Source organism: Paenibacillus sp. FSL R7-0273 (assembly GCF_000758625.1).
Taxonomy (GTDB): domain Bacteria; phylum Bacillota; class Bacilli; order Paenibacillales; family Paenibacillaceae; genus Paenibacillus_AQ.
On record NZ_CP009283.1, the window covers coordinates 177,920 to 202,166 of the forward strand.

The 24,247-nt window shown below is 48.1% G+C and carries 19 protein-coding genes, 1 other RNA gene and 2 pseudogenes; 18 read left to right on the plus strand and 4 right to left on the minus strand.

Annotated elements, in window-relative coordinates; all coding sequences use genetic code 11:
- The first annotated feature begins 47 nt into the window (after positions 1-47).
- The 3 genes from R70723_RS34340 (at position 48) to rnr (ending at position 3,801) form a co-directional block, all read left to right on the plus strand.
- Positions 48-308: a YesK family protein gene (locus R70723_RS34340; RefSeq protein ID WP_039869075.1), complete on the plus strand. Its 261-nt coding sequence runs from the start codon at positions 48-50 to the stop codon at positions 306-308.
- Positions 309-429: 121 nt separating this feature from the next.
- Positions 430-663, plus strand: a complete 234-nt coding sequence (secG, locus tag R70723_RS00900) for a preprotein translocase subunit SecG (RefSeq protein WP_039869077.1) — start codon at positions 430-432, stop codon at positions 661-663.
- A gap of 249 nt (positions 664-912) precedes the next feature.
- Positions 913-3,801, plus strand: coding sequence for a ribonuclease R (gene rnr, locus R70723_RS31350; protein WP_047170987.1), 2,889 nt, complete (start codon positions 913-915; stop codon positions 3,799-3,801).
- Between the two features lie 100 nt (positions 3,802-3,901).
- Here rnr and R70723_RS33170 read toward each other — a convergent pair whose 3' ends face one another.
- Positions 3,902-4,318, minus strand: coding sequence for a hypothetical protein (locus R70723_RS33170; protein WP_156123770.1), 417 nt, complete (start codon positions 4,316-4,318; stop codon positions 3,902-3,904).
- Between the two features lie 630 nt (positions 4,319-4,948).
- On the opposite strand from R70723_RS33170, the gene smpB reads away from it, so the two are divergent.
- The 7 genes and pseudogenes from smpB to R70723_RS32675 all read left to right on the plus strand — a co-directional run bounded on the left by smpB (position 4,949) and on the right by R70723_RS32675 (position 9,417).
- On the plus strand, positions 4,949-5,428 hold the full coding sequence (gene smpB / locus R70723_RS00910) for an SsrA-binding protein SmpB (protein WP_039869079.1): 480 nt from the start codon (positions 4,949-4,951) through the stop codon (positions 5,426-5,428).
- Between the two features lie 204 nt (positions 5,429-5,632).
- Positions 5,633-5,997, plus strand: a transfer-messenger RNA (tmRNA) gene (gene ssrA, locus R70723_RS32510).
- 116 nt (positions 5,998-6,113) lie between these two features.
- Positions 6,114-6,928 (plus strand): annotated as a pseudogene (locus tag R70723_RS31355) (Rpn family recombination-promoting nuclease/putative transposase).
- 660 nt (positions 6,929-7,588) lie between these two features.
- The gene (locus R70723_RS00920) at positions 7,589-7,951 is read left to right on the plus strand and encodes a DUF6809 family protein (RefSeq protein WP_144027155.1); all 363 of its coding nucleotides are present in this window, start codon (positions 7,589-7,591) and stop codon (positions 7,949-7,951) included.
- 56 nt (positions 7,952-8,007) lie between these two features.
- Positions 8,008-8,265: a hypothetical protein gene (locus tag R70723_RS00925; protein ID WP_019914311.1), complete on the plus strand. Its 258-nt coding sequence runs from the start codon at positions 8,008-8,010 to the stop codon at positions 8,263-8,265.
- Entirely contained in the window at positions 8,262-8,648 is a 387-nt protein-coding gene (locus R70723_RS00930; RefSeq protein ID WP_039869081.1) for a retropepsin-like aspartic protease, read from the plus strand. The genes R70723_RS00925 and R70723_RS00930 overlap by 4 nt, the downstream gene beginning before the upstream one ends.
- A gap of 172 nt (positions 8,649-8,820) precedes the next feature.
- Positions 8,821-9,417, plus strand: a pseudogene (locus R70723_RS32675) (Rpn family recombination-promoting nuclease/putative transposase).
- Positions 9,418-9,553: 136 nt separating this feature from the next.
- On the opposite strand, the gene R70723_RS00945 reads toward R70723_RS32675, so the two are convergent.
- The 3 genes from R70723_RS00945 to R70723_RS00955 form a co-directional block, all read right to left on the minus strand.
- On the minus strand, positions 9,554-9,964 hold the full coding sequence (locus R70723_RS00945; protein WP_039869083.1) for a type II toxin-antitoxin system death-on-curing family toxin: 411 nt from the start codon (positions 9,962-9,964) through the stop codon (positions 9,554-9,556).
- Positions 9,961-10,224, minus strand: a complete 264-nt coding sequence (locus tag R70723_RS00950) for an AbrB/MazE/SpoVT family DNA-binding domain-containing protein (RefSeq protein WP_039869084.1) — start codon at positions 10,222-10,224, stop codon at positions 9,961-9,963. The genes R70723_RS00945 and R70723_RS00950 overlap by 4 nt, the downstream gene beginning before the upstream one ends.
- A 312-nt stretch (positions 10,225-10,536) precedes the next feature.
- Complete coding sequence (locus R70723_RS00955) at positions 10,537-10,995, minus strand: helicase (RefSeq protein ID WP_231574809.1); 459 nt, start codon at positions 10,993-10,995, stop codon at positions 10,537-10,539.
- A 605-nt stretch (positions 10,996-11,600) separates the two neighbouring features.
- Between R70723_RS00955 and R70723_RS00960 the strand changes: the two genes are divergently transcribed.
- The 8 genes from R70723_RS00960 to R70723_RS00995 all read left to right on the plus strand — a co-directional run bounded on the left by R70723_RS00960 (position 11,601) and on the right by R70723_RS00995 (position 24,154).
- The gene (locus R70723_RS00960; RefSeq protein ID WP_039869085.1) at positions 11,601-12,047 is read left to right on the plus strand and encodes a UPF0158 family protein; all 447 of its coding nucleotides are present in this window, start codon (positions 11,601-11,603) and stop codon (positions 12,045-12,047) included.
- Between the two features lie 54 nt (positions 12,048-12,101).
- The gene (locus R70723_RS00965) at positions 12,102-12,506 is read left to right on the plus strand and encodes a hypothetical protein (RefSeq protein ID WP_052421135.1); all 405 of its coding nucleotides are present in this window, start codon (positions 12,102-12,104) and stop codon (positions 12,504-12,506) included.
- Between the two features lie 41 nt (positions 12,507-12,547).
- Positions 12,548-12,994: a VOC family protein gene (locus R70723_RS00970; RefSeq protein WP_039869086.1), complete on the plus strand. Its 447-nt coding sequence runs from the start codon at positions 12,548-12,550 to the stop codon at positions 12,992-12,994.
- On the plus strand, positions 12,995-13,915 hold the full coding sequence (locus tag R70723_RS00975; protein WP_039869087.1) for a VOC family protein: 921 nt from the start codon (positions 12,995-12,997) through the stop codon (positions 13,913-13,915).
- Between the two features lie 525 nt (positions 13,916-14,440).
- The gene (locus R70723_RS31765; RefSeq protein WP_052421136.1) at positions 14,441-19,411 is read left to right on the plus strand and encodes a rhamnogalacturonan lyase family protein; all 4,971 of its coding nucleotides are present in this window, start codon (positions 14,441-14,443) and stop codon (positions 19,409-19,411) included.
- A 200-nt stretch (positions 19,412-19,611) separates the two neighbouring features.
- Positions 19,612-20,382, plus strand: a complete 771-nt coding sequence (locus tag R70723_RS00985; RefSeq protein ID WP_144027154.1) for an Ig-like domain-containing protein — start codon at positions 19,612-19,614, stop codon at positions 20,380-20,382.
- Between the two features lie 72 nt (positions 20,383-20,454).
- Positions 20,455-21,708, plus strand: a complete 1,254-nt coding sequence (locus R70723_RS00990) for a mechanosensitive ion channel family protein (RefSeq protein WP_039869089.1) — start codon at positions 20,455-20,457, stop codon at positions 21,706-21,708.
- Between the two features lie 277 nt (positions 21,709-21,985).
- Positions 21,986-24,154: a pectate lyase family protein gene (locus R70723_RS00995; protein ID WP_039869090.1), complete on the plus strand. Its 2,169-nt coding sequence runs from the start codon at positions 21,986-21,988 to the stop codon at positions 24,152-24,154.
- Positions 24,155-24,247 lie beyond the last annotated feature (93 nt).

Consider the following 24,247-nt stretch of genomic DNA (forward strand, 5'->3'; position numbering starts at 1 on the left):
AGTCCCGGGTGTATTCTAATAATATACATTTATGGAAGGTGATCAGAATGGTATTGTTAGCGGGTATACTAACCGGCCTACTGATTGTATTCATTAGTCTATTTTTATCACGGGACCATGGCTGGCGCAGAAGGCTGATCTATTATCCGGCGATTACTGGACTAGCGGGCGGAGTAATCTTGCTTGTGCTCAGTTTTTTAGTTATCAGGGGCTGGGAGGGTATCGCCTATGCTTTCTTTGCTGCTCCGGTTATAATCATCTCTGCTATAATACTGCTGACCTTAGCCTTATTAAGAAGCAGGGCATAAACCTTGGCATAGAATGGTTGTAATACCTTTGGCGCTATGATAAAATAAAAATGCTGTTTATGAATTCGTGAAATCTAAATTACCATAGATAGTGATGCTTGGACGTAGGAGGTGGAAGTGAATGGATATCCTTTTGAAAGTAGTGCTCCTGATTTTTTCCGTCGGTCTGATTGCGGTCGTTCTTCTGCAAAAGGGGAAAAGCGCAGGTCTTTCCGGTGCCATCTCCGGCGGTGCTGAGCATCTCTTCGGTAAAACCAAAGCACGCGGTATGGAACTCGTACTGCAGCGTGTAACAGTTGGACTGGCAGCCGGTTTCTTCATTATGTCGATCGTTGTTGCCGTTTTTGTTGACTAACCCTGTACTTAATAAGCCTTTGCCCTGTTCTGTAAGGAATGGGGTGGGGGCTTTTTATTTTTTTGAAATTTTGTATGTATGTTAACGTTGGGCTAATGATAACAGGGATGGCCGGGATTGATTTCGTGTATACTAGGGTATGAAGTATATAGAGGTAAAATTTACTTGAAGACTGACAGGCAGAAGAGGACAAGACATACATATTTGCCGGCAGCATGCGAATGCTGCGAAAGGGCCGAGGTGACTTAATTGATAACACAGGAAATCCTACTTGATTTCATGCGGGAAACCGCTTATAAACCATTGACTTACGACGAGCTGGTCAGCCATTTTGCGATAGAGGACAGCGCTGCCTTTAAAGCATTTGAGGATTTGCTCTCTGAGCTGGAGCAGGACGGCCGGATTGTGCTGACCCGTAACAGCCGCTATGGTGTGCCTGAACGGATGGATCTTTTGCGCGGGCGTCTGCAGGCTCATGCCAAAGGCTTTGCCTTCCTGATTCCTGATGACCGGGAACATCCGGATGTCTACATTCATGCCAATGATCTTAAAGGCGCGATGAATGGAGATATCGTATTGATTCGGATTACCTCCAAGAGTCCGTCAGGCGGACGCATGGAAGGTGAAGTAGTACGGATCGTCAAACGCGGCGTACTGCAGACTGTAGGGGTATTTCAGAGTCTGGAAACGTACGGCTTTGTACTGCCGGATGATAAGCGGATTAACCGGGACATTTTTATTCCGAAGCAGTCGTTTGGCGGTGCGGTTGACGGTGAAAAGGTTGTCGTCCGCATTGTAAACTACCCGGAAGGCCGGGCGGCGGCTGAAGGGGAGATCATCGAGATTCTCGGGCATAAGGATGACCCGGGAGTTGACATTCTGTCTGTCATCCGTAAGCACCAGCTGCCGGAGGCTTTTCCGGCTGAAGTGATGCGGGAAGCGGAGCAGGCCCCGGATTCCATTACGGAAGAGGAGATTGTCCAGCAGGGACGCCGCGATCTGCGCGGGCTGAACATCGTAACCATTGACGGCGCAGATGCCAAGGACCTTGATGATGCGGTTAATGTGCAGCGTCTGGAGAACGGCAACTACAAGCTGGGCGTTCATATTGCTGACGTCGGTTACTATGTGTGTGAAGGCTCTGAGCTGGATAAGGAAGCGTATGACCGGGGATGCAGTGTATACCTGGTAGACCGGGTTATTCCAATGCTGCCGCACCGGCTGTCGAACGGGATCTGCAGTCTTAATCCCAAAGTGGACCGGCTCACCATGTCCTGTGAGATGGAGTTCAATGAGCACATGAAGGTCGTGAAGCATGATGTCTTTACGAGCGTAATCCGGACCAAGGAAAGAATGACCTATTCCGATGTCCGCAAAATCGTTGAGGATGAGGATCCTGAGCTGCTGGAGCGTTACAGTCCGCTGATTGAGGATTTCCGCCTGATGAAAGAGCTGGCGATGAAGCTGCGGGGTGCGCGGATGCGGCGCGGGGCGGTTGATTTTGATTTTGAAGAGAGCAAGATCATTGTGGATGAAACCGGCAAGGCCATCGATATTGTTAAGCGCGAGCGTTCTGTCGCCGAGCAGATTATCGAGGAATTCATGCTGGCTGCCAATGAGACAGTTGCCGAGCATTTCCACTGGCTGAAGGTGCCGTTCCTGTACCGGATTCACGAGGACCCGGATCAGGAGAAGCTGCAGAACTTTATGGCCTTTGCCGCTAACTTTGGCTATCATGTCAAAGGCCGGGGCAACTCCATCCACCCGCGTGCCCTGCAGGATCTGCTGGAGCAGATCGAGGGTACGAAGGAGCAGACGGTAATCAGCACGATGATGCTGCGTTCGATGAAGCAGGCGAAGTACGATGCCGAGAGCACAGGTCACTTCGGTCTGGCGGCAGAATATTATTCCCACTTCACTTCACCGATCCGCCGTTATCCCGACCTTGTCATTCACCGGGTGATGCGTGAGGTGATTGAGAACGGCGGTGCGCTGACTGAGAAACGGCATGAATATCTGGCCACCCGGATGCCGGATATTGCCCAGCAGTCCTCCGAGCGCGAACGTGTGGCAGTCGAGGCTGAGCGCGATACTGAGCAGCTGAAGAAGGCTGAATACATGCAGGATAAGGTCGGTGAGGAATTCGATGCAATGGTCAGCAGTGTGACCAGCTTCGGAATGTTCATTGAGCTGGAAAATACAGTCGAAGGCCTGATTCGTCTCAGCGCCCTGACAGACGACTATTATCACTTCGACGAAGGCCATATGGCGCTCATCGGCGAGCGCACCTCCAAGGTGTTCCGCATCGGCGACGAGGTGAAGATCCGTGTGGCCAAGGTGAACATGGACGACCACACAATCGACTTCGAGCTGGTCGACATGAAGCCGCGTGCAGCGGGCGAGCACCGCAGCTATGGCGGCCGTCCGGGCAAGGGCGGCGGCTCCGCCGGAGGTAGAGGCGGACGCGGCGGTAAAGGCAAGCCCGGCGCTGCTGGCGAGGGCAGAGGCAAACCGGGCGGCGCTGCAGGCGCAGGCAAAGGTGCTGCCGGTAAGGGCAAGTCCGTAGGAGCTACGGGCAAGGCTGGTGGAGCAGCGGGTAAGGGCAGGTTCAAGGGCGGCGCTGCGGGCACCGGCGCCTGGGAGACGACGCCGCGCAGCGATGCGGCGGAGCTTGGCGGCGCACAGAATAGTGCGCCTGCGCGCGGCAAGCGCGGGGCCGGCGGCCCGGCTGAGGCCGCACGCCGTGCCTTTGCCGCCCTGAACGGCGAAGCGGGCGGCAGCAGTGCGCCGCGTGAGCGCAGCGGCGGCGGAAGAGGCCGCGGCGGAGCGGCTGGAGGCGATGCCGCGGGTCGCGGCATCAGCTTCAGCTTCGGCTCCGGCAAGGGCGGCTACGGCGCGCCGGCTGGAGACGGCGCGGGCAGCGGCGAGCTGCGCGGGGTTGACGCGAACACCCGGTTCACCAGCCGGGAGGACCGCGGGTTTGAGAGCCGCAGCAGCGGCAGCGGCAAGGACAAGGGCCGCCGCAAGAAGAACGGCGGCGTCTTCACTAGCCCGGCTGTCACGCCGGGCGGCCAGGGCAGCGGCAACGCGGAGAACGCCGTGCGCCGCAAGAAAAAGAAAAAAAAGTCTCAGGAGTAGACTGAGACTGAGGGGCGCTTCAAGCAGCTTATATGGCTGCTTGGGGCGCTTTTTTGCGCGTCCAGCGCTCTTTTGTGTTATATAAGTTGAGCACGTAGATTCATAACGACTGAGTTGTTTGCAGGTACGTAGGAGCATGTTTACTCGGCCGCATAAGATTAGTCACAATGGTAATAACAGTTACGCGAGTCACGCCAGTTACGCGAATCGCACGAATCATACGAATCATACGAATCAAACCAGTCACATCAGGCGGAATCACACTGGTCATAAGTATCATAAAAGTCATACGAACAAACTGGTCACACCAGTCATGCGAGTCACATGAGCAACCAGTCACATTCACATAAAGCACATAAAGCACATAAAGCACATAAAGCACATAAAGCACATAAAGCACATAAAGCACATAAAGCACATAAAGCACATAAAGCACATAAAGCACACAAATCACACAAATCACACAAATCACACAAAGCACACAAATCACACAAAGCACGCAAATCACCAGCCCCATTCACACGAAGTGCACTGGTCATAGTAGTCACACTCAGCAATTTCACGCAATGATAACGTGCAAGCCTTACAGTTTGAGAGCCTTACGGACTCAGATGACGTTATAGTCTGTAATGTAGTATTAGGCAGCGACCTGCGAACTCCAGAACCTTTATGTGTGACTAGATGGTGAAGGACAAGGCTTATCTGGCCAAATAGCGTCATCTGAGTCCTTTAGCGGAACAAATGCTGGAGAAACTGCTAAATAACGTCAACTGTGTCTGTTAGCATACTGAACGGGCTAGGGTGTGGTTAGGGCAATTGTTCCATTGCTGCAGACATAGCTGGTCGAGTCTTCTTTTTACCTAATTAGGATGTAGTACCTTTCTTGTATTTCTGGCGTTTTCTTATCTATAGAATCGTCTGCCCAGTGAGGACATTTATAAGAAATGATCTTGTACAGTAGACACATTTTGTGAGGTTGACAAACTTACTGACATACAGTTGTCAAAATGGGTATTAACGAACAAGCTGATATTAGGCTCAACTCAACAGACGCTCTTCCTTGCGTTCACCGGATCGATTTTGATACAATATAGATCTGACACTAACTCCGCTTCCTGCGGGGAAATCGATTCAAGGAGTGACTTTCATGGGTAAAAAAGCAGACGGGAAAGTGCTCGCCCAGAACAAAAAAGCTTCCCATGATTATTTTATTGAGGACACTTTTGAAGCGGGTATGGTGCTGACTGGTACAGAGATCAAGTCGCTGCGTAATGGCCGTGCTAATATTGGTGATGCGTTCGCTACCATCCGTAACGGTGAGATTCATATCCACAACATGCATATCAGCCCTTTTGAGCAAGGTAACCGTTCCAATCCTGACGATCCGACGCGTACGCGCAAGCTGCTGATGCATAAGGTGCAGATCCACAAGCTGCTCGGCTTGTCCAAGCAGGATGGCTACTCGATAGTGCCGCTGAAGATCTATGTGCGTAACGGCTATGCCAAGCTGCTGATCGGCCTCGGTAAAGGTAAGAAGCAATACGACAAACGCGACTCCGCCGCCAAAAAGGATGCTCAACGCGATATCCAGCGTGCGCTGCGTGAGAAGCAAAAGATCGCCAGATAACCTTATCCGGGTAACGGGTGTTACCGGAAGACAGAATTCCAGATTGCTCCTTCAATTCCTTTAACCCACGTGTTAAAGTGTTGATAGATGTGCTATACTGTGTAAGTAAGATTTTTGCTTCGTGGCAGTCCTCAGGTTAGAGGCTGCAGATTGGATCTCTCTTGCTTAGAAGATCCGCTTGATCCGAAGCGCCCTTTTTAATGAGGGGCCGTTCTTGGATTCGACGGGGGTAGTTCGAGCATGAGCAGCGAGTAGTGGGGACGCGTCCGCTTCATCAACGCTAAAGCCTATTAAACGGCAAACAACAAAACAACTACGCTTTCGCAGCTTAATAACCTGTGTGCGTGCTTCTACCCTGCATCGCCCATGTGACAGGGATAGGGGCTAACAAGTAGTGGGATACGCTGTCTGGTCTCCGCCTGGGGTCAGCAGAAGAAGATAATCAGGCTGACCCAAAGTATAGCCGGTTACGGGGCGATACTCGGGTGACATCAAATCCGTGACTACACTCGTAGAAACTTATGTGCCGTTATCTTCGGACAGGGGTTCGACTCCCCTCGGCTCCATATGGAGTAAAGTGAAAGACACCTTTAGGGGTGTCTTTTTTCGTTATAGGTATTTTCCTTCGAAGCCCATTTCAAATGAAAAATGTTATAATAAATATTAAAGAATGGAGCTGATGCCGATGGAATTACTCGACCCGCGTGTGGATTTTGTGTTCAAACGGATATTTGGCTGCGAGAATAATAAGGATGTGCTGCTGGCATTTCTTAACCGCATTTTTACAGAGGCTGGCGAGCCGCCGCTGACCGAGATCATTCTAATGAATCCTTATACGGATAAAGACGATCCGCTCGACAAACAATCCATTTTTGATGTTTATGCCAAGACCTCTGAAGGCAAACTGATTGATATTGAGATGCAGCTTTTCAATAAGTATGATATAGAGAAACGAACGCTTTTTACTGGAGCAAACGATATGCGAGTCAACTCAGTGAGGGTGAGAAGTATTTAGAGTTGAAGAAATGCGTAACAATCAACATTCTAAACTATTCGTTCTTGAAGAACGAGCAATATCATAACGTATTTCATCTACGGGAAGATCGGACAGGGATATCCCTGATTGACGACATTGAGGTTCATTTCTTGGAGTTGCCGAAGCTGGATGAACATAGTGTTCCGTCCGAAGGCGGATTGATCAATTGGCTGTTGTTCCTGAAAGGTGCCGATACATCACAATGGGAGGTGCTGAAGATGAATGAGCCGGGTTTGGAAAAGGCCATGGATACTCTGCAATATCTGAGTCAGGATTCGGATGCTAGACGATTGTATGAGGCCAGACAGAAGTATTTGCATGATGAGGCTTCTATGCTGGGAAGTGCAGAACTAGCAGGTATAAAGAAAGTGGCTAAAAATATGCTTGCCATGAATCTGGATATAAAGACGATTGCTAAAGCTACTGGATTAACAGAGCAGGAGATCAATGCTTTGAGGAAGTAAAGAATGAGGGAGCATCCTATATGTGGATTCTCCCTTTTCATAAGTTAGGCCGCTTTGTATAGTTACGGGTGCTTCTGGGGTGACATCAAAACTGTAACTACACTCGTAGAAGCTTATGTGCCGTTATTTTCGGACAGGGGTTCGACTCCCCTCAGTTTCTAAAATCCCTTTCCCCTCAAGGGTTTAAGGCCATTTTTGGGAAAGGGGTTCTACACGGGTTAATAGAAGAACGGTATAGTCATTCATAAAATGAACCCGTAATTTTAAACCATAAGGTTTGAAGATACGGGTTCATTTAATTTATATAGCTTACCCAGTATTCTTTTCTGAGTAGCACCATTTACAGCCATTAAATCCTTGAGCAAAGTAAAACTGGGCATTATGTGTATCGATTCTATGTTGGGGTTTGATTTCATTAATTCTGCAGCGTGACTCTACTTTAGCGGTTTTGTGAACTTCCTTTGTATTGGTATTCACTATATAAGTCGCTATAGTACACCTCCCTTCAAATGTATTTTACTGTACGTTATATATAATAATCAGCTACCTTTCACTGTTTGTTGTTTTAAATCTAGTAAATAGGAAACACTAGTATTGTAGATTTGAAAGGGGGAATAAGGAATGGGAGCTTGTCGTATATCAATGGTAAGGATGGACACAGTGGGAAAGCATTTTCCGAAGAAAAGAGAGACGTTGTCTGAATATGCAGCACTAGAAAACGCCTATCTTGATGGAATGAGAGAAATACTGAGCGAGGTGGCTGCTAGAAGACATCTTGAATTATGGGGAATGCGTTCTAACAATCCTCATATCAGAAAAGCTAACGATGATTCATCTTATGCAATCGAGTGCCTGCACAGTAGTTTAAACGAGAATCAACATGAATTGTACGGATTCATGGAAGAGGCTATGAACGCAGAACAGGGTCTCGAAGAAGAGGAAGCTTTTGTAGTCGGATTTTTGGAGGGATACCGCTTTATAAAAGAGCTCCAAAGATCGGGTGGAGGTCTGACTCTGGTTTAGAAGATACCACCTGATATGCTATAATAATAGTAATTATTTAACCGGAGGTGTTCAAGATGCGATGGGATGAAGTTCAGGAGCGTTTTCCGAATGAATGGGTCGTTCTTGAGGCGACCAAGGCGTATTCTAAGGAAGGCCAGCGTTTTATTGAAGAGATGTCCGTGATTAATTCTTATGAGGATTCTACCAAAGCATTGAAGCGTTACAGTGAGCTGCACCAGGAAGACCCTCACAGAGAGTATTGTTTTTTTCACACCTCCCGTCCTGAGGTTGTAGCGCGAGAACGATATATCGGGATCAGAGGGCCAAGATGAATATAACGGAAATCTACGGGCTTCCCTTTGTTAGAATGACAGTTGTGTTTAGGGGGAGAGAGTTAAGGCTTGAGAAGGTGCTGCTTGATACAGGTTCTGCCAGCACGCTTCTGAACGCGGATGTCGTACAGGAGATTGGCATGGTACCTGAAGGAAATGATATCGTTGATATTATACGGGGCGTAGGTGGCGTGGAGTATGTGTACACCAAATACCTGGACTCGATTATAGTCGATGAAGCAATACTTAAGGATTTTCAAGTTGAAATTGGGAACATGGATTATGGCATGGAGATTGACGGCATCCTTGGTTTTAACTTCTTGAAACAAGCAGAGGCTGTGATTGATACTGGAGAAATGCAATTGAAAACTAACGTTTGCTAAACGACTATCTTGTACAATTCCAGCAGCAGCCCCCGCCGAATTGTGGCTCTGCATGTCCACGTCTCGACTCCATATGGAGTAAAGTGAAAGACACCTTTAGGGGTGTCTTTTTTCGTTATAGTTATTTTTCTGCAAGGTTCAGGACACTTGAAAAATACTATAATAATAACGAATGGAGCTGATGCCGATGGAATTACTCGACCCGCGTGTAGACTTCGTATTCAAACGAATATTTGGCAGCGAGAACAATAAGGATGTGCTATTGGCGTTTCTTAACCGCATTTTTACGGAAGCTGGCGAGCCGCCGCTGACCGAGATCATCCTAATGAACCCTTATACGGATAAAGATGATCCACTCGACAAACAATCTATTTTGATGTTTACGCCAAGACTTCTGAAGGTAAACTGATTGATATAGAGATGCAGTTATTTAATAAGTACGACATAGAGAAAAGAACACTCTTTTATTGGAGCAAACGGTATGCGAGTCAACTCAGTGAGGGTGAGAAGTATCCAGAGTTGGAGAAATGAGCCGGATTTGGAAAAGGCCATGGATACTCTGCAATATCTGAGTCAGGATTCGGGCGCTAGACGATTATATGAGGCCAGACAGAAGTATTTGCATGATGAGGCTTCTATGCTGGGAAGTGCAGATCTAGCAGGTATAAAGAAAGTGGCTAAAAATATGCTTGCCATGAATCTGGACATAAAGACGATTGCTAAGCCGACTGGATTAACAGAGCAAGAGATCAATGCTTTGAGAAAGTAAAGAATGAGGGAGCATCCAATGTGAGGGATGCTCCTTTTTGCTGATGGCTTCTGTACATTAGCAGAGGTGTTAGAGACAGGAATATAATATAAGTTATAGTATTATTCTTTGCCATGTCAATTCAAATGAGGAGCTTCTAGGGTGACATTTTGTCAGGGACGCAATGTGCTTTAATAAGCTTAGCTAGTGCATGAAATTCATATCTATGGTTAACCATATCTACGGTGAAATCTTCAGCTTTTTTGACATCCATATTAAAGCGCAATTCATTATATCTTAGAAAAATAACAAGTGCTGTAAAAGCAGTGCGTTTATTTGCATTGTGAAACGGATGGTTTTGACCCAGTGACTCAAACAAAGCGGCGGCTTTTTCAAAAATGGTGGGGTAGGCATCTTCTTCAAAAGCTGAAGATTGTGGGCGAAGGACTGCAGATTCTAGCAACCCCGGCTCTTTTACACCAATTTGTTCACCTGGGCTGTAGCGTTGAATCATTGCGAGATTAATGGCTATGACTTCTTGGACGGATAAATAACGAGTTGGAATCATCTGTCTTTGAGACCTTGTAACGTCTGATCGTATTTATTAATGACATCTGCTAAAGAATCCATGAAATCTTCACTAATTCCAGTGGGAAGTGACACCTTTGTTGATTTTCTGATAATGATTTCTCCAGTGGACTGGTTTATGTCGATAAGAACGGTATCACCTTGGTCTAGCCCTATTTGTTTCAGAGCATCTGTCATTGTTATACCTAAGCTGTTTCCGAATTTTGTAACTTTTCGTTCCATTTCAACCACCCTGTTCATTAGAAGTCCCCCTTATCATTATATTTAACTGTTATAACAATTATACATTCTGGAGTACTTAACGTAAATATGCTAAGTACTGTTAAGCCTACCCTGCATCGCCCATGTGACAGGGATAGGGCTAACACGTAGTGGGATAACGCTGTTTGGTCTCCGCCTGGGGTCAGCAGAAGAAGATAATCAGGCTGACCCGAATGGGACCGGTTACGGGGGGCTTCTAGGTGACATCAAATCCGTGACTACACTCGTAGAAGCTTATGTGCCGTTATCTTCGGACAGGGTTTCAACACACCCAGCCTATTTTTATACACTTTAATACAACTCCGCCCCCTGATATCCCATCTTCCGATATCCCTTTACTCTTTTCTTGAACATCGCCATCAGCATAGGAACCTGAATAGGAACCTGAAGGTCAATGTAATCATATATTTTCACTTCTTCTTTATTCACATGACTTCGGTGCAGGCGGCCTGCATATTGCTGCAAAGTACCTGTCCAAGAAATCGGATGGACAAGAAACAAGGTGTCCAGTCTAGAATCATCGAAGCCTTCACCAATCAGCTTGCCGGTAGCGATAATTACTCGTTCTTGATCGTCTGGAATAGAGGCGATTTGGGCACGGAGAGCCTCTCTCTGCTTTTTTCCCATTCCGCCTCTAAGCAGAATTACATTTTTCGCAAAAGCATGTAATCTCTCTCTCTTGGCTTTCTTTTGCCGATGAGGGGGAATATGGTTCCATTTGTTCATTAGTACATGTTCTACTGTCATCATCCTGAAGCCCCAGTAGACCTCTCAACCGGGTGACTTCCAGCTTAAGTTCCTCAATTTGCGCCATAGCCGCGTTATATTTGTCCTCGATATTGTCCATTGATTGATCCTCGCGTTTTATTTATATTATACCTTGTAAGTTGCTGAGTAATAATATTGGGAATTATAGACGGGTTAAGGAGATCAAAATAATGCTCAAATTAAGTAACTCAACCATTAAAAAGCATTTAAAAAATCTAACGAGGGAAGAGCTTGAGGCTGAAATCCTGAATATGGCCAAGTAAAAGACGGCAAACGGATACGTGAAGATGCCACTGGCGAAAATTCGTGATTACTTACGATGTAGCCGGAAATCGTACTGAGCTTGTTAGTCATGACTGAACTAGAGTCTGTAATGACGGTTTTTGCTGGCACTAATGCCGGACGGGAAGCTGTAAAGCAAATAAGGAAATTAATCGGGCGTAAAGAAGGAACAAGGCTATAAAGTCGTCATGTATTATATTGGTTTGCAGGATGTGTAAATGCATAATGATCGGGTAGCTTCAAAGAGTGGAGCAAAGGTAGTTCTGCCAAAACAGGATCATATTAATTAAGTGGGGTCGATCAAAATGAAATTAATGGATGAGCTTATTGATGCGTACTTGGATAACAATTTTGAGCACCCTTACTATTTGGATCTGCATACAGGACAAGTCATTCTGGATTTAGATGAAGCGTATACAGGGGAACCGGGAATCGACTGGAATGACGAGGAGAACGAAGAGCGTTATATCGATATTCCAAAGATTGGTTCAAATGAGGCATTCAATATAATGACAAGATTTGCTCAGTGTACTCAATCCGATCCTGAGGACAAATTAATTGATGCTCTTGATGGTAATAAACCTTTTAGAAATTTTAAGGAAACACTTGGTAGATTGGATATTTGGGAGGAATGGAACAAGTTTGAAAAAAAGTATGGAGAAGAAGCAATTCAATCTTGGATGGATCAGTTTGAGCTGGATTACAATGAGTTGAGCAAAAAGCACAAGGATAATAATCAATTTTCACAGTGAAAGGTCGTAGTTTGTTTGAATAGACAAGAGCTACAGAAGAAGGTTCGGCATACGGTGAAGCAATTGGTCTGGGACAAAGGGTTTGCGAGCCCGCTTGACTTGTTCTTGAAGATGGAGAAGGTCTCTCCAAAGCTTGTTGAGGAATGGAGATTAGGAAGGGTTCCATACCTTGAACAGGTCCTTCATGGTAACTTGGGTCAATTTAGCTTCATCATGAAAGAATTCCGAAAAACGGCAAGGGAGATCAACCTTAAAGAATCCTATACCGCTTATATGTCCTGGGGAAAAGGTTCGAAGCGTCCGCTACGTTTCTCGAAATCAGGTAACGACCAAGTGGAAAGACACTATTCCACTCACTATGTAAAATCACCAAATCCCGGGCAGGGGTTCAGTGTGATTGAAAAACATACGCTCATACGTTCGCAAAACTCGTTTATTTCCCTAAAATTTTGTGTATAATAAAGCTGACTGACCAACTTGTTCCAAAGGGGATGAAAATGATGTCAATCGGTTTGAACCCGTATTTTGTTTTTAACGGAAACACAAGAGAAGCTCTGCATTTTTATGAAAAAGCGCTGCGCGGGAGCGTAGTCGGGATTATGACGTTTGGGGATTTGCCGGAGAATCCGGATCATCCGCTGACGGAAGAGATGAAGCCCCTCATTATGCACGCACATTTGAAGGTGGGTAATGCAGATCTTATGTTTTCCGATACTTTTCCGGGTACTGCACATCAGGCGGACGGGGATACGGTTCAGATTGCCATTCATCCTGCAGAGGAGGCAGAGGCGCGGGAGATTTTTGCTGCGCTGGGAGAAGGCGGTCAGGTGGTTATGCCTCTGCAGAAGACGGATTGGAGTCCGCTGTATGGGATTGTTAAGGACAAGTTCGGCGTTACTTTTCAGGTGAATGTCGCTCCGAATGGGCAGACAGCCGGGGAGGAATGAATGGTGACTAACCCTAATCAAACAATCGTAACGCATATATGGTATGACAAAGAAGCGGTAGCAGCAGCTCATTTTTACGCCTCTGTGTTCCCCGAATCCAAGGTTACGAGTGTTACGACGCTTCGCGACACACCGTCAGGCGACTGTGACCAGGTTTCTTTTGAGATATGGGGACAGAAGTTTATGGCCATCAGTGCAGGCCCTTATTTTAAGTTAAATCCGTCTGTGTCTTTCTTCGTTAATTTTGATCCGTCACGCGATGAGGACGCTGCTAAACAAATAGATGAAGTCTGGAACAAGCTATCTGAGGGCGGACAAGCATTAATGCCGCTTGATAAATATCCGTTCAGTGAGCGGTATGGCTGGATTCAGGATAAATTCGGGGTGTCCTGGCAGCTGATGCTTACGAATCCGGAGGGCGAGGAGCGGCCGGCTATTATTCCGTCCTTTTTGTTTGTAGGTGATCAATGCGGCAAGGCGGAAGAGGCGATGTCTCTCTATTTATCCGTATTCGGCAACTCACAGCAGGGAACGATTTCCCGCTATCCCAAAGGCTCAGAGCCTGATCAGGAAGGGACGGTTATGTTCGCTGATTTTAGACTGGGCAGCCAGTGGTTCACCGCAATGGACAGTGCGCATGAGCATAAATTCAGCTTTAATGAGGCGATCTCCTTTATGGTGAAATGTGATTCACAAGAGGAGATTGATCACTACTGGGAGAGGCTGTCTGCCGTTCCCGGAGCCGAGCAGTGCGGCTGGCTGAAGGATAAGTTCGGGATTTCGTGGCAGATTGTACCCTCTGAAATGGACGAGATGCTGGGAAAAGGAACACCGGAGCAAATCGCGCGTGTGACGAAGGCTTTTATGCAGATGAAGAAATTTGACCTTGCAGTATTGCGTAAGGCGTATAAGGGCGAGTGAGTGCATAGTACCTGTCCTTTACCGGGGAAACTGATATAGAATGGATGAAAAGCGGCGGGAGGCAGAACTCCTACCGCTTTTTTTGATGTGCCGCCGAGTTTCAATAGCAATTCAAGATAGTAGTAAACGTTCTAAAAAGTCCAATCCCTCAAAATAATGCAGAAGTGTAATGTATTCCAGTGAGTTAATTACGGGTCACTCCAGAGGAATGTCTTAAATATTCGTTAAAATTGATTACAGTGTGCTTTTAACCTTCACTTTTGACAGATGATCAAAAATGATAATAAAAATCAGTAGCCATGATTTACAGCGGAATCAGCGGTGGCTTACAATCTGACATATCTTTGGAATGCAAAAACAGCTATATCCGGTTTGGTAGGCTCCTATAGAAGCGAGGTGAACTGATTATAGAAAGCGCTTTATTTTTAAAAAAATATTGAAAGCGCTTAAGCGTGGAGATCCGGAGAGTAAGCTTTTTACGGCAGGAATGGCAACTTCAAGAATTTACAACGAGGAGTGAAATAATTGAAGAGAAAGCTTAAAAAGTACATGTCTGCAGTCCTCACAGTTACTATGGCATTTATGCTTATGCCCCAGGTGGCTTTAGGTGCACCTGATGACGGTGGTACCCCATCTGCATCTGCGGCTTTGACTCAGGTAGGCAGTATATTGGATTTCGAAGACGGCGAGCTGGCAGGTATAGTAACCGGTGCTCCGGCAGCCACTGGCTCCGGGTCTGTTACAGTAGCTGTATATGAATCCAATAAAGTACTCCGCGTTCAGCCTCCATCCGATACAGATTCAAATGAAGCCAAACAAGCAAGCTACTGGTGGACGCTTCCCTTAAATAGCGGTGAGTATGACCTTACCGGCAAAGATCAGGTTGAAGTCTCCTTTGACTGGTGGGTTGATATTACCCGCCCAAGTGCCAACTCGCTTGATGTGCGCCTGAATAACGGTACGGAGCAGGTTGTAACACTGCGGACTGCCGGAGGCGGAACCAATGCAGACTCACCGGCAAATATATCTTATTACGCAGGTAACATGACTACGGCTAATGCTCCGGCAACAGGACCAGTTATTCCGGCGCTAACGGGCGTGCCGCGTCTGACTAAGCTCTCGGCAACCCTGAACGTTGATCTTCTGGCTCAGGTAGCGTCAATCAGCGTTACCGACGGCGGAGCGAGGGTATATACCACGCCGCAGCCAATAGCTATAGGCTCTGATGAGCTGACCAGCCTGAGCATCGGTGCAAGCCGGGCAAGCGGACAGAACTGGGCAAGATTTAATGCGGCTGCAGGTGTGGACTGGGATGAGAGCACCTATGGTATGCGTGTGGATAATATCCTCTTCAAGGCTGCAGCAACCGGCGGAGTGAAACCGGTCATTAACCCGGGTGAGTTAACCCTATCTCCAGCCTCCGCTGCGAATCTGGAGTACGGTGAAGGTTCGCTTGCAGATAAGCATTCAGCCACCTTTAGTGCAGTTGTAATGCCTATTAATGCGACCGACCGGACGTTTACTTGGTCGATCAGCGACGAGAAGATTGCAACGATAGCTGTAAACCCGGATAAAAGCGTAACGGTAACCGGGGTCGGTGCAGGCGAGGCCACCCTTACGGCTGTATCCAATATGGACAGTTCAATTAAGAACAGCGTGCCAATCAAAGTAAAATATGTTCCTTCTGTAACTGAACCTGCACCGGACTTTTCCGCCCTGTTAGCGGAAGGATATACACAGGAGTTCGGGAGCAATTTTGCCGGCGGCGGGGCAGCTCCGCTGTGGATATTTGCCGGCGGCAACTATCACACGATTGCCAGAGAAGACACGCCTCAGGTTAATAATTATTTCAGATTTGATGCGTCCGGCTCAGGCAACCGCGGCGGCAAGGGAGACTTGCCCAAAGCTGTTTCCGGCAGCAAAATCTTTGTTCATTTAGACTGGAAGGTTCCGGCGGTTACTACCCAGCAAAATACCTTTAACCTCAGCTTCCAGGATGGGACTAACGTTCTGCTTAGCTTAAGAACAGGTACCTATGACGGGGAAAGAACAATAGGCGCTTTTGCAGGAAGCCTGCCGGGCCCGACCGGACCAAATCCTGCTAACTTCTGGAGCAGTGACCGTTACCATGCGTTTGCGTACAACGAAGTGAATACATGGTACACAGTAGGCGTAGAGTTTGATTTTGATACAATGCTCGCTACGGTATCCCTTGTTCCGCGAGATACAGCCGAAGCAGTGCCGTCGGTGCTGACGGTTCCTTTTGAAGGCAGCCAGATCAGCTCGTTTGTTCTTACTGGTGAGCGTGCAGGCGGAAATAACGTCGGTGTAGTGGATAATGGCGTAGATAATCTGTACTTCTTTACCAAGCAGCTTTCGGCCGACACGATAGTTGAAGTGCTTCCGTATGAATTCCTGCCGGAACGCCCTGAAACGGCAGATGGCAATACCCTGCAGAGCTGGTTCAAGACGGTATACATCGGAGATGTAGCTGACGAGTCCGGGCTGGACCTTCCCGCAACGGTTGAGGTTAAGCTGGCGGACGGCACTACTGCCGAGGTAGGCGTAACTTGGGCATTAACAGAAGCCCCATGGTCTGCACCTGCTGCAGAGCTGGTTTATAAAGCTGATAAGCAGGGTGTATTTTCCTACTCTGGAACGCTTACGAGTGTCCCGGATGTAGCAGTTAACAGAATGGGATTAAAGGCGAAGCTGTACATTGAGAACCGTCATAAGGAAACAATCACCTCAGGTCCGGTCTCAATGGAATGGCTGGATAGAGGAGTAGTAGCGGTTCCCGTAAACAGCGGCGAAGGCGTGCTGGTAACTTGGCGTCTGCTATCCTCAGAGTATAACAAAGGCCTAACCTTTAACGTGTTCAGAAACGGCGATAAGATCAACACTTCACCGGTTACTGTGCTGGATTATGTGGATGCTGACGGCAAAACCGGAGACAAATACGAGGTACAGACAATAAGCACTGGAGCGGTGAGCAAGCCTGCAACGGCATGGGCCAATAATTACATTGATATCCCGCTGCAGAGACCGGCAGATCGTCCTAACCCGGCGATTGCTTACGGTGCTACCTCTAATGCTGAACCCATTACCTACACAGCTAACGACACATCTGTCGCTGATGTTAACGGTGACGGGCAGTATGAGATTCTTGTAAAATGGTCTCCATCCCAGGCCCAAGACCCGGGACTTCCTAACAGGCACACAGGCGAGACGATTTTTGATGCCTATACCCTAGAGGGAAAACTGCTGTGGAGAATCAATCTGGGTATCAATATTGTGTCCAGCGCCCATCACAGCGCGTTTAACTTCTATGATCTGGATCAGAACGGAAAAGCGGAATTTTCGGTCAAGACAGCCGACGGAACGAGAGGATACCTTCCAAAAGCAGATGGCACCATTGATGATCTGGCTGACACACCTGCCTGGGTACTGGGCGATCCGGAAGCAGTATGGGTAGGCGGTCTGAAGAACCCGGCAAACAATGACGAGGTCAACAATACGGCACTTGGCAGAGTTGCATCCGGTCCGGAAACCTTTACGGTATTTAACGGCGAAACAGGCAGACCTGTGGATACCGTTGATTATTTTGCACCCTACAGCATCAGCTCTAACTGGGGCGATAACAACAATAACCGCAGTGACCGCTTCAACGGGGCTGTTGCCTATATGCCGAAGAATGGCGAATATGGTGCGGAGCCTTACCCTACGGTTATTGAGGTGCGTGCCCACTACGGCCCGCAATATGTAGCTGCCTACCAGTTTATTGACGGTAAGATCACAGAAATTTGGACCTTTACGCTGGCTGACTGGAATGCCGGCAATAATCAGGGCAATCACAATGTAAAGGTTGCCGATGTGGATTTTGACGGGTATAACGAGGTTGTGCTTGGCGGCATCACAATCGACCAGGACGGAACAATCTTGTGGAGCACCAATGGAACGAGAGGCACAGTAGCCGGAGGCCATGGTGACGCGCTGCATGTAGCCGCAATGGTGCCTGACAGCAACGAAATTTATGTCTTCCAGCCGCATGAAGCCAGTCCGCCAAACAATGTAACCCTGGTCCGCGGCTCCACAGGAGAGGCTGTGTGGACGTATTCGGCAAACCTGGGCGATGTTGGACGCGGTGTTGCCGCAAATGTAACGCCTTTGCCGGGCTTCGAGGTATGGGCTATAGGGACGCCTATGTACAATATTGTAAGCGGCGAGGTTATTACATCTGATGTAGGCGGGATCGGTGTTTCCAACAAGGCGCCTGTCAACTTCATCCTGTATTGGGACGGTGACCTTCTGAGTGAATTCTTTGACGGTCCTGATAATTACAACTCCACAGCCGCTCCATCAATCACAAAATTTAATTATGATGCGGCAACGGAGCAAAGTGGGCTTACAACGCTTCAGACCTTGACCGGAACCTATTCCAATAATGGAACCAAGGCCAATCCAAGTCTGATTGCCGACATTTTCGGCGACTGGCGTGATGAGGTTCTTGTGCGCACCAGTGACAATAATGCGCTGAGAATCTACACAACGGACATTCCGACAGACAATGTGATTTACACGCTGATGCATGATCCGCAGTATCGTCTGGCGGCGAATTCGCAGAACGCTATGTACAACCAGCCGGCGCATTTGAGCTTTTATCTGGGTGAAGACATTCGTGATGAGGTTCAAAATATGCAGCTTCCGGTGTCTAATATCTACTACACTTTGAATCCGGGACAGAATTCAGGTCCAAATCCTGCACCTAATCCGGCACCGAATCCAGTAGCACCAACGCCAACTCCGGTACCTACAGCAGGTCCTGGCACTGGAACGGATACAGATACTCCGGTACAGACGCCAACACCGGAGAAGCCAATACTAAAGAGTTCCATTGTAAACGCAGAGCAGACTAAGGCTAAGCTGCAGCAGGCACTGCAGGCAAACCAGCCAATCAGCTTCTCTGACGTTCCGCAGTCGCACTGGGCTGCAAAGGCAATCCAGGCTGCTTCACAGCTTCGTATTGTCGAAGGTAAGGCTAATGGTGCTTTCAGCGGTTCTGACCAGGTTACAAGAGCTGAATTCACTGCGATGATTGTCCGTACGTTGGGCATTGATACGACAGGAGGGACCGGCTCCTTCTCCGATACTAATGGCCACTGGGCGGATGCCTATATCAGTGCACTGCATCGTGCAGGTGTCGTGAACGGTGCCGGCAACGGCAGGTTCAATCCTAATCAGGAGATCACCCGCGCCGAGATGGCTGCAATCCTGGCCCGTGTGCTCGACATGAGCGCTCCTGCCAATGCAGCGGGGTTTTCCGATCTTAGCAATCATTGGGCTGCGGACAGCATCGGGCAGCTTAGCAGAGCAGGTATCATATCCGGTATGGGTAACGGTAAGTTTGCACCGGACGACACAGCTACCCGTGATCAGTCGGTAACGATTATCATGCGTATGCTGAATACTGTGCTTGATCTGGGTCTGGAGCTGTAACCGGCTATTTTAGATTGATATCGCTGGTGTTACGTAAAATAATGCTATAACAACACACAAGAGGGAGCACCGCTTTGCGGTTGCTTCCTCTTTGTGCTTATTCAGAGTGAATCTGTTACCGGGACATCATAGCTGTGATTACATTCGCAGAAATACAGTGGACGTTACACCTATAGTGGAGTTGCATTCCGGTTTCTCAGATGGATGAGGGGCAAATGCAATTTAGAACGGAGAGGGGTTTTACAATGAAATTCAGTAAAAAGCTTCTGCTGGCAACTGTCTTAGCTTTGCTTTTCGTAATCCCGGTTTCCAATACAACTCCCGTAATCAATGCGGAGCAGGCTGCAGAAGTAATCTCAATATCAGTCGCTGGTCCGCCGCAAGCATTAAAGCCAAAACAAACCTATCAGTTAAAACCCGCCGTAGTCACCTTACCACAAGACAGCAATGTAAAGATTGGATACTCCTCGGCCAACACTAAGGTAGCAACAGTAAATATGAGCGGTCTTGTAACGGCTGTCAGTCCGGGAAAGGCCGTTATATATGCCAGCTCCGGCGGAAAAAGTACATATGCAGTAATCAAGGTGGCTTCAGGCGCGGATGCGGTAAAACTCACTGCAGGGCTGTGGGTGGAAAAGGAAGATCTTAATAAGCCCAAAGAGCAGCTGTTAACAGAGGGTGCCGTTTATTTTAAACTCAAGAGCTTCGATAATAATGTGCTGACCGGCCATTTTTTTGCCGTTAGTGCTGCTCCGTCCAATCGCATAGCAGATGTTGAAATTAAAATAAGAATCAAGAACGGCAAGGGAAGCTTCTCCTATACAGATGACGGCTGGGGGAACAGCGGGGAAGGCACTGTAGAAATGAAGGGCAGCACTCTTGTATTTAGCTTCAAGGAAACCCAATCAGCCAGCATGGCAATGTGGCGGCTCGGGACGCATGTTTTTACCTTATACAAATCCGAAAGTTAAATACCCTAATTTTGCGTAACCCCGCATACTCCTTTATAATGATAGGCCAGTGCTTGAAGACAGGAGGAAGCTATGCATTTTATTAAAAATCAGCTGGCGGAGTTTGGTGTGGGCGGGGTGATGCTGGATTATCTTTCGGGTATAATCATGATCGTTTTTATAGCGCTGCTCTGTGTATTGGCTAATTTTGTAGTCAAAAAGATTGTGCTGCGGGTCATCATTCATATCATCAATAACAACCGGTATACGTGGGATAACATTATTCTGGAGAAAAAGGTGTTCCACAAGCTGTCCCATCTGGCTCCGGCCTTCATTATCTACTTCTCGGCTTCTATTTTTCCGTTATATCAGTCCTTGATTGAAAAAGCGGCAATGACCTATATGATTATCGTAACGATCACGGTGCTGAATGCGCTGCTGGATGCGGTTGATTCGATTTACCGTACCTTTGATGTCTCGAAGATCAGACCCATTAAGGGCTACATTCAGGTTGCCAAAATCATTCTGTTCATCATTGGCGCCATAGTGGTGATTTCCAATCTGATCGGGCAGAATCCCTTAATCATTCTCAGCGGGCTGGGAGCTTTATCTGCGGTGCTGATGCTGATTTTCAAAGATTCCATACTGGGCCTGGTTGCGGGTGTTCAGCTCTCCTCCAATGATATGGTACGGGTGGGCGACTGGATTGAAATGCCCAAGTATAATGCGGACGGTGAGGTCATCGACATTACCCTGAACACCGTGAAGGTTATGAATTTCGATAAAACGATTACGATGATTCCCAGCTACGCGCTTATTTCGGACTCCTTCAGAAACTGGAGAGGCATGCAGGTGTCCGGCGGCAGACGAATTAAGCGGAGCGTGTATATTGATACGAGCAGTGTGTGCTTTTGCACCAGGGAAATGATTGAGGAGTTTCAGAAGATTCACTATTTAAATGATTATGTAACGGCGAAAATAAGTGAGATTCATGATTATAATATCGAGCATCAGGTCAATATGGAGAGCAAGGTGAACGGGCGGCAGCTCACGAACATCGGCGTATTCAGGGCTTATGTCCAGGAATACCTGCGGAATCATCCGAAAATTCATAAGGATATGACCCTGCTCGTCCGCCAGCTGGCCCCGGGAGATAACGGGCTGCCCCTGGAGATCTACGCATTCAGCAATGATACCACCTGGGGAGTGTATGAGTCGGTGCAGGCGGATATTTTTGATCATATTTTTGCAGTTATCCCTACCTTCGGGCTGCGGGTATTCCAGAATCCGACGGGCCATGATATTGTTCATTTAAAAGAGAAAGCGGAATACTCGCGGAGCTATTGATAAAAGAGTCAAAAGCAGCCTTAACCGGCTGCTTTTTTTTTGTAATAAAGTACCTGAGTCAGCATCAATGTAAAAGCTCCACTTTGTGGGGGGATGCTGTGGTCCCGCCCGCCCATAGTCCGCAAACGGGGAAGAAAACGATCATCCCCCTGTCAAATAATCATTAAGCCAGAATTCTGCATTGCAGCTTGCGATATGAGTAAATGATTGTATCGTAACCGCTTACACGAGGATATGCTGAGGGTGTTTCAGGACCTAATTTATGGGAGGGAATGAAGTGAAGAAGAGGATGACAAGGGTAACGGGGATTCTGCTTTTATTTTCAATGGCCTTATCTTTGGTTGCAGGAAACTGGGCCAATCCTACAGCGCATGCTGCGGGAGTATCAATTACGGTAAGCGGGGGCTGGAATGAAACAGCTTATGCGGAGTGGTCGCCGGTAAGCGGTGCAACAGGTTATAACGTATACGTGAAGCAGGCAAGCGCAGCGGACTCGCAGTATCAGCAGCTGGATAATCAGCTAATCCGCAAATACGCCTCCTATTGGAGAGCGGATGCAGTCGGGCTGGCTGCCGGGAGCTATGTAATGAAGATAGAGGCTGTACTGCCAGGAGGAGGAACAGCCAGCAGCGTAACAGGTACACTGAATGTGGCGGCGCATGACCGGTCCGGCTTTGCTTTTTCACCAGGCTCTCCCTTTGGAACGGGTTCCGGCGCTTATAACGCGAACGGGACGCTGAGAACTGGCGCACAGGTCCTTTATGTTACTTCACAGACAGCCCAAACGGTTACGCTCCCCGTTAAAACCAGCAGCTCAGGTGCGGTACAGACCGGCGTTGGGCTCGGAGAGATTTTGAATCTGAGACAAAAGGGTTATGATACGACTCCGCTGGCGATCCGGATTATCGGAAAGGTAACAGCGGCTGACCTGAGCGGACAGCTGAACAGCAGCGGCTATCTGCAGGTTAAGGGTAAAAATAATTATTCAGAAATGAATATCACTATTGAAGGGATCGGCAAGGATGCTTATGCATACGGCTGGGGACTGCTCCTCCGGTATGTAGGCAACGTGGAAGTCAGAAACCTGGGGCTGATGCTGTTCCCGGATGATGGCGTCTCCATGGACAGCGGCAATGCGAATGTGTGGGTGCATAATAATGATGTTTTTTATGGAGCAGCAGGCGGGGATGCAGATCAGGCCAAGGGTGACGGCTCGACGGACCTCAAGAACGGTTCATCGTTTATCACTATTTCCTACAATCATTACTGGGATTCGGGAAAATCCTCACTGGTAGGCCTGACCGAGCCTGCGGAGTTCTTTGCAACCTTCCATCATAACTGGTTCGACCACTCGGATTCCCGCCATCCGCGGATCCGCGTAGCGTCGGTTCATATTTATAATAACTATTTTGACGGAATCTCCAAATATGGTGTGGGTATGACAAGCGGAGGGTCCGCTTTTGTTGAATCAAACGTCTTCCGCAATGCCAAATATCCGATGATGATCTCCCTGCAGGGCACGGATGCCCTTGGGGAAGGCACCTTCTCCGGTGAAAACGGCGGAATGATCAAGGCATACAACAATCAGGTGTCTGGTGCAGCCAGCCTGATCTATGCCAATTCCGGCACGGGGACAGCTGCGGCGAATGCGACCTCTTTTGACGCTTACCTGGTGTCATCAAGGAATGAGACCGTCCCAAGCTCGTTCAAGGCTTTAAAAGGCGGTACAGCCTACAATAACTTTGATACGGCCGTAAATACTGGAGTAAGCGCCGCTGCGGTTGACAGCGTAAGTGCAGTTGAGCAGAACGTAAGAGCAAAGGCCGGACGCCTGGGCGGCGGCGACTTTAGCTGGACCTTCAACAATGCTGTGGATGACGCGTCGTATGCGCTCAATACCGCGCTGATGTCGGCGATCCGGGGTTATGCTACCCAGCTTGTCTCTGTAGGTGGCAATTCCGGTGCCACACCAACACCGACACCGACGGCAACAGCAACACCTGCACCAACAGCGACACCAGTGCCAACAGCAACGCCTGTGCCAACGGCAACGCCTGCGCCGACAGCAACGCCAGTGCCGACAGCGACACCAGTGCCAACGGCAACTCCGGTTACAGGGGCGTATGTGCACGATTTTACGGCATCGGGAAAAACGAGCAGCTTCTTTAACATCCAGGGCAATCTCTCTACCAGCAAGGGGACGGTGGTTTACAATGGCCTGACCCTGACCCAATGCCTGAAAATCGAGAGCTCGACCAGCATCCAGTTCACAGCGGCCCAAGCCTCGACGTTAACTCTGGTGTTCAACGCCGAAGGAACGCAGATTAAGGTGGACGGAACAAGCTATCCGATCACGAACCGGATCGCCACGATTCCGCTTGCGGCAGGGGCGCATACGATTACGAAGGATAGCACGGCGAATTTGTATTATATGAAGCTGGAGTAGAGTGGGGGAGCGGCCTTTCGGGGCCGCTTTTTTTGTTCATATTTAATCAAAATTGGGCCTAATCTCCTAGAATTTAATAGAAAGAATTTCCAC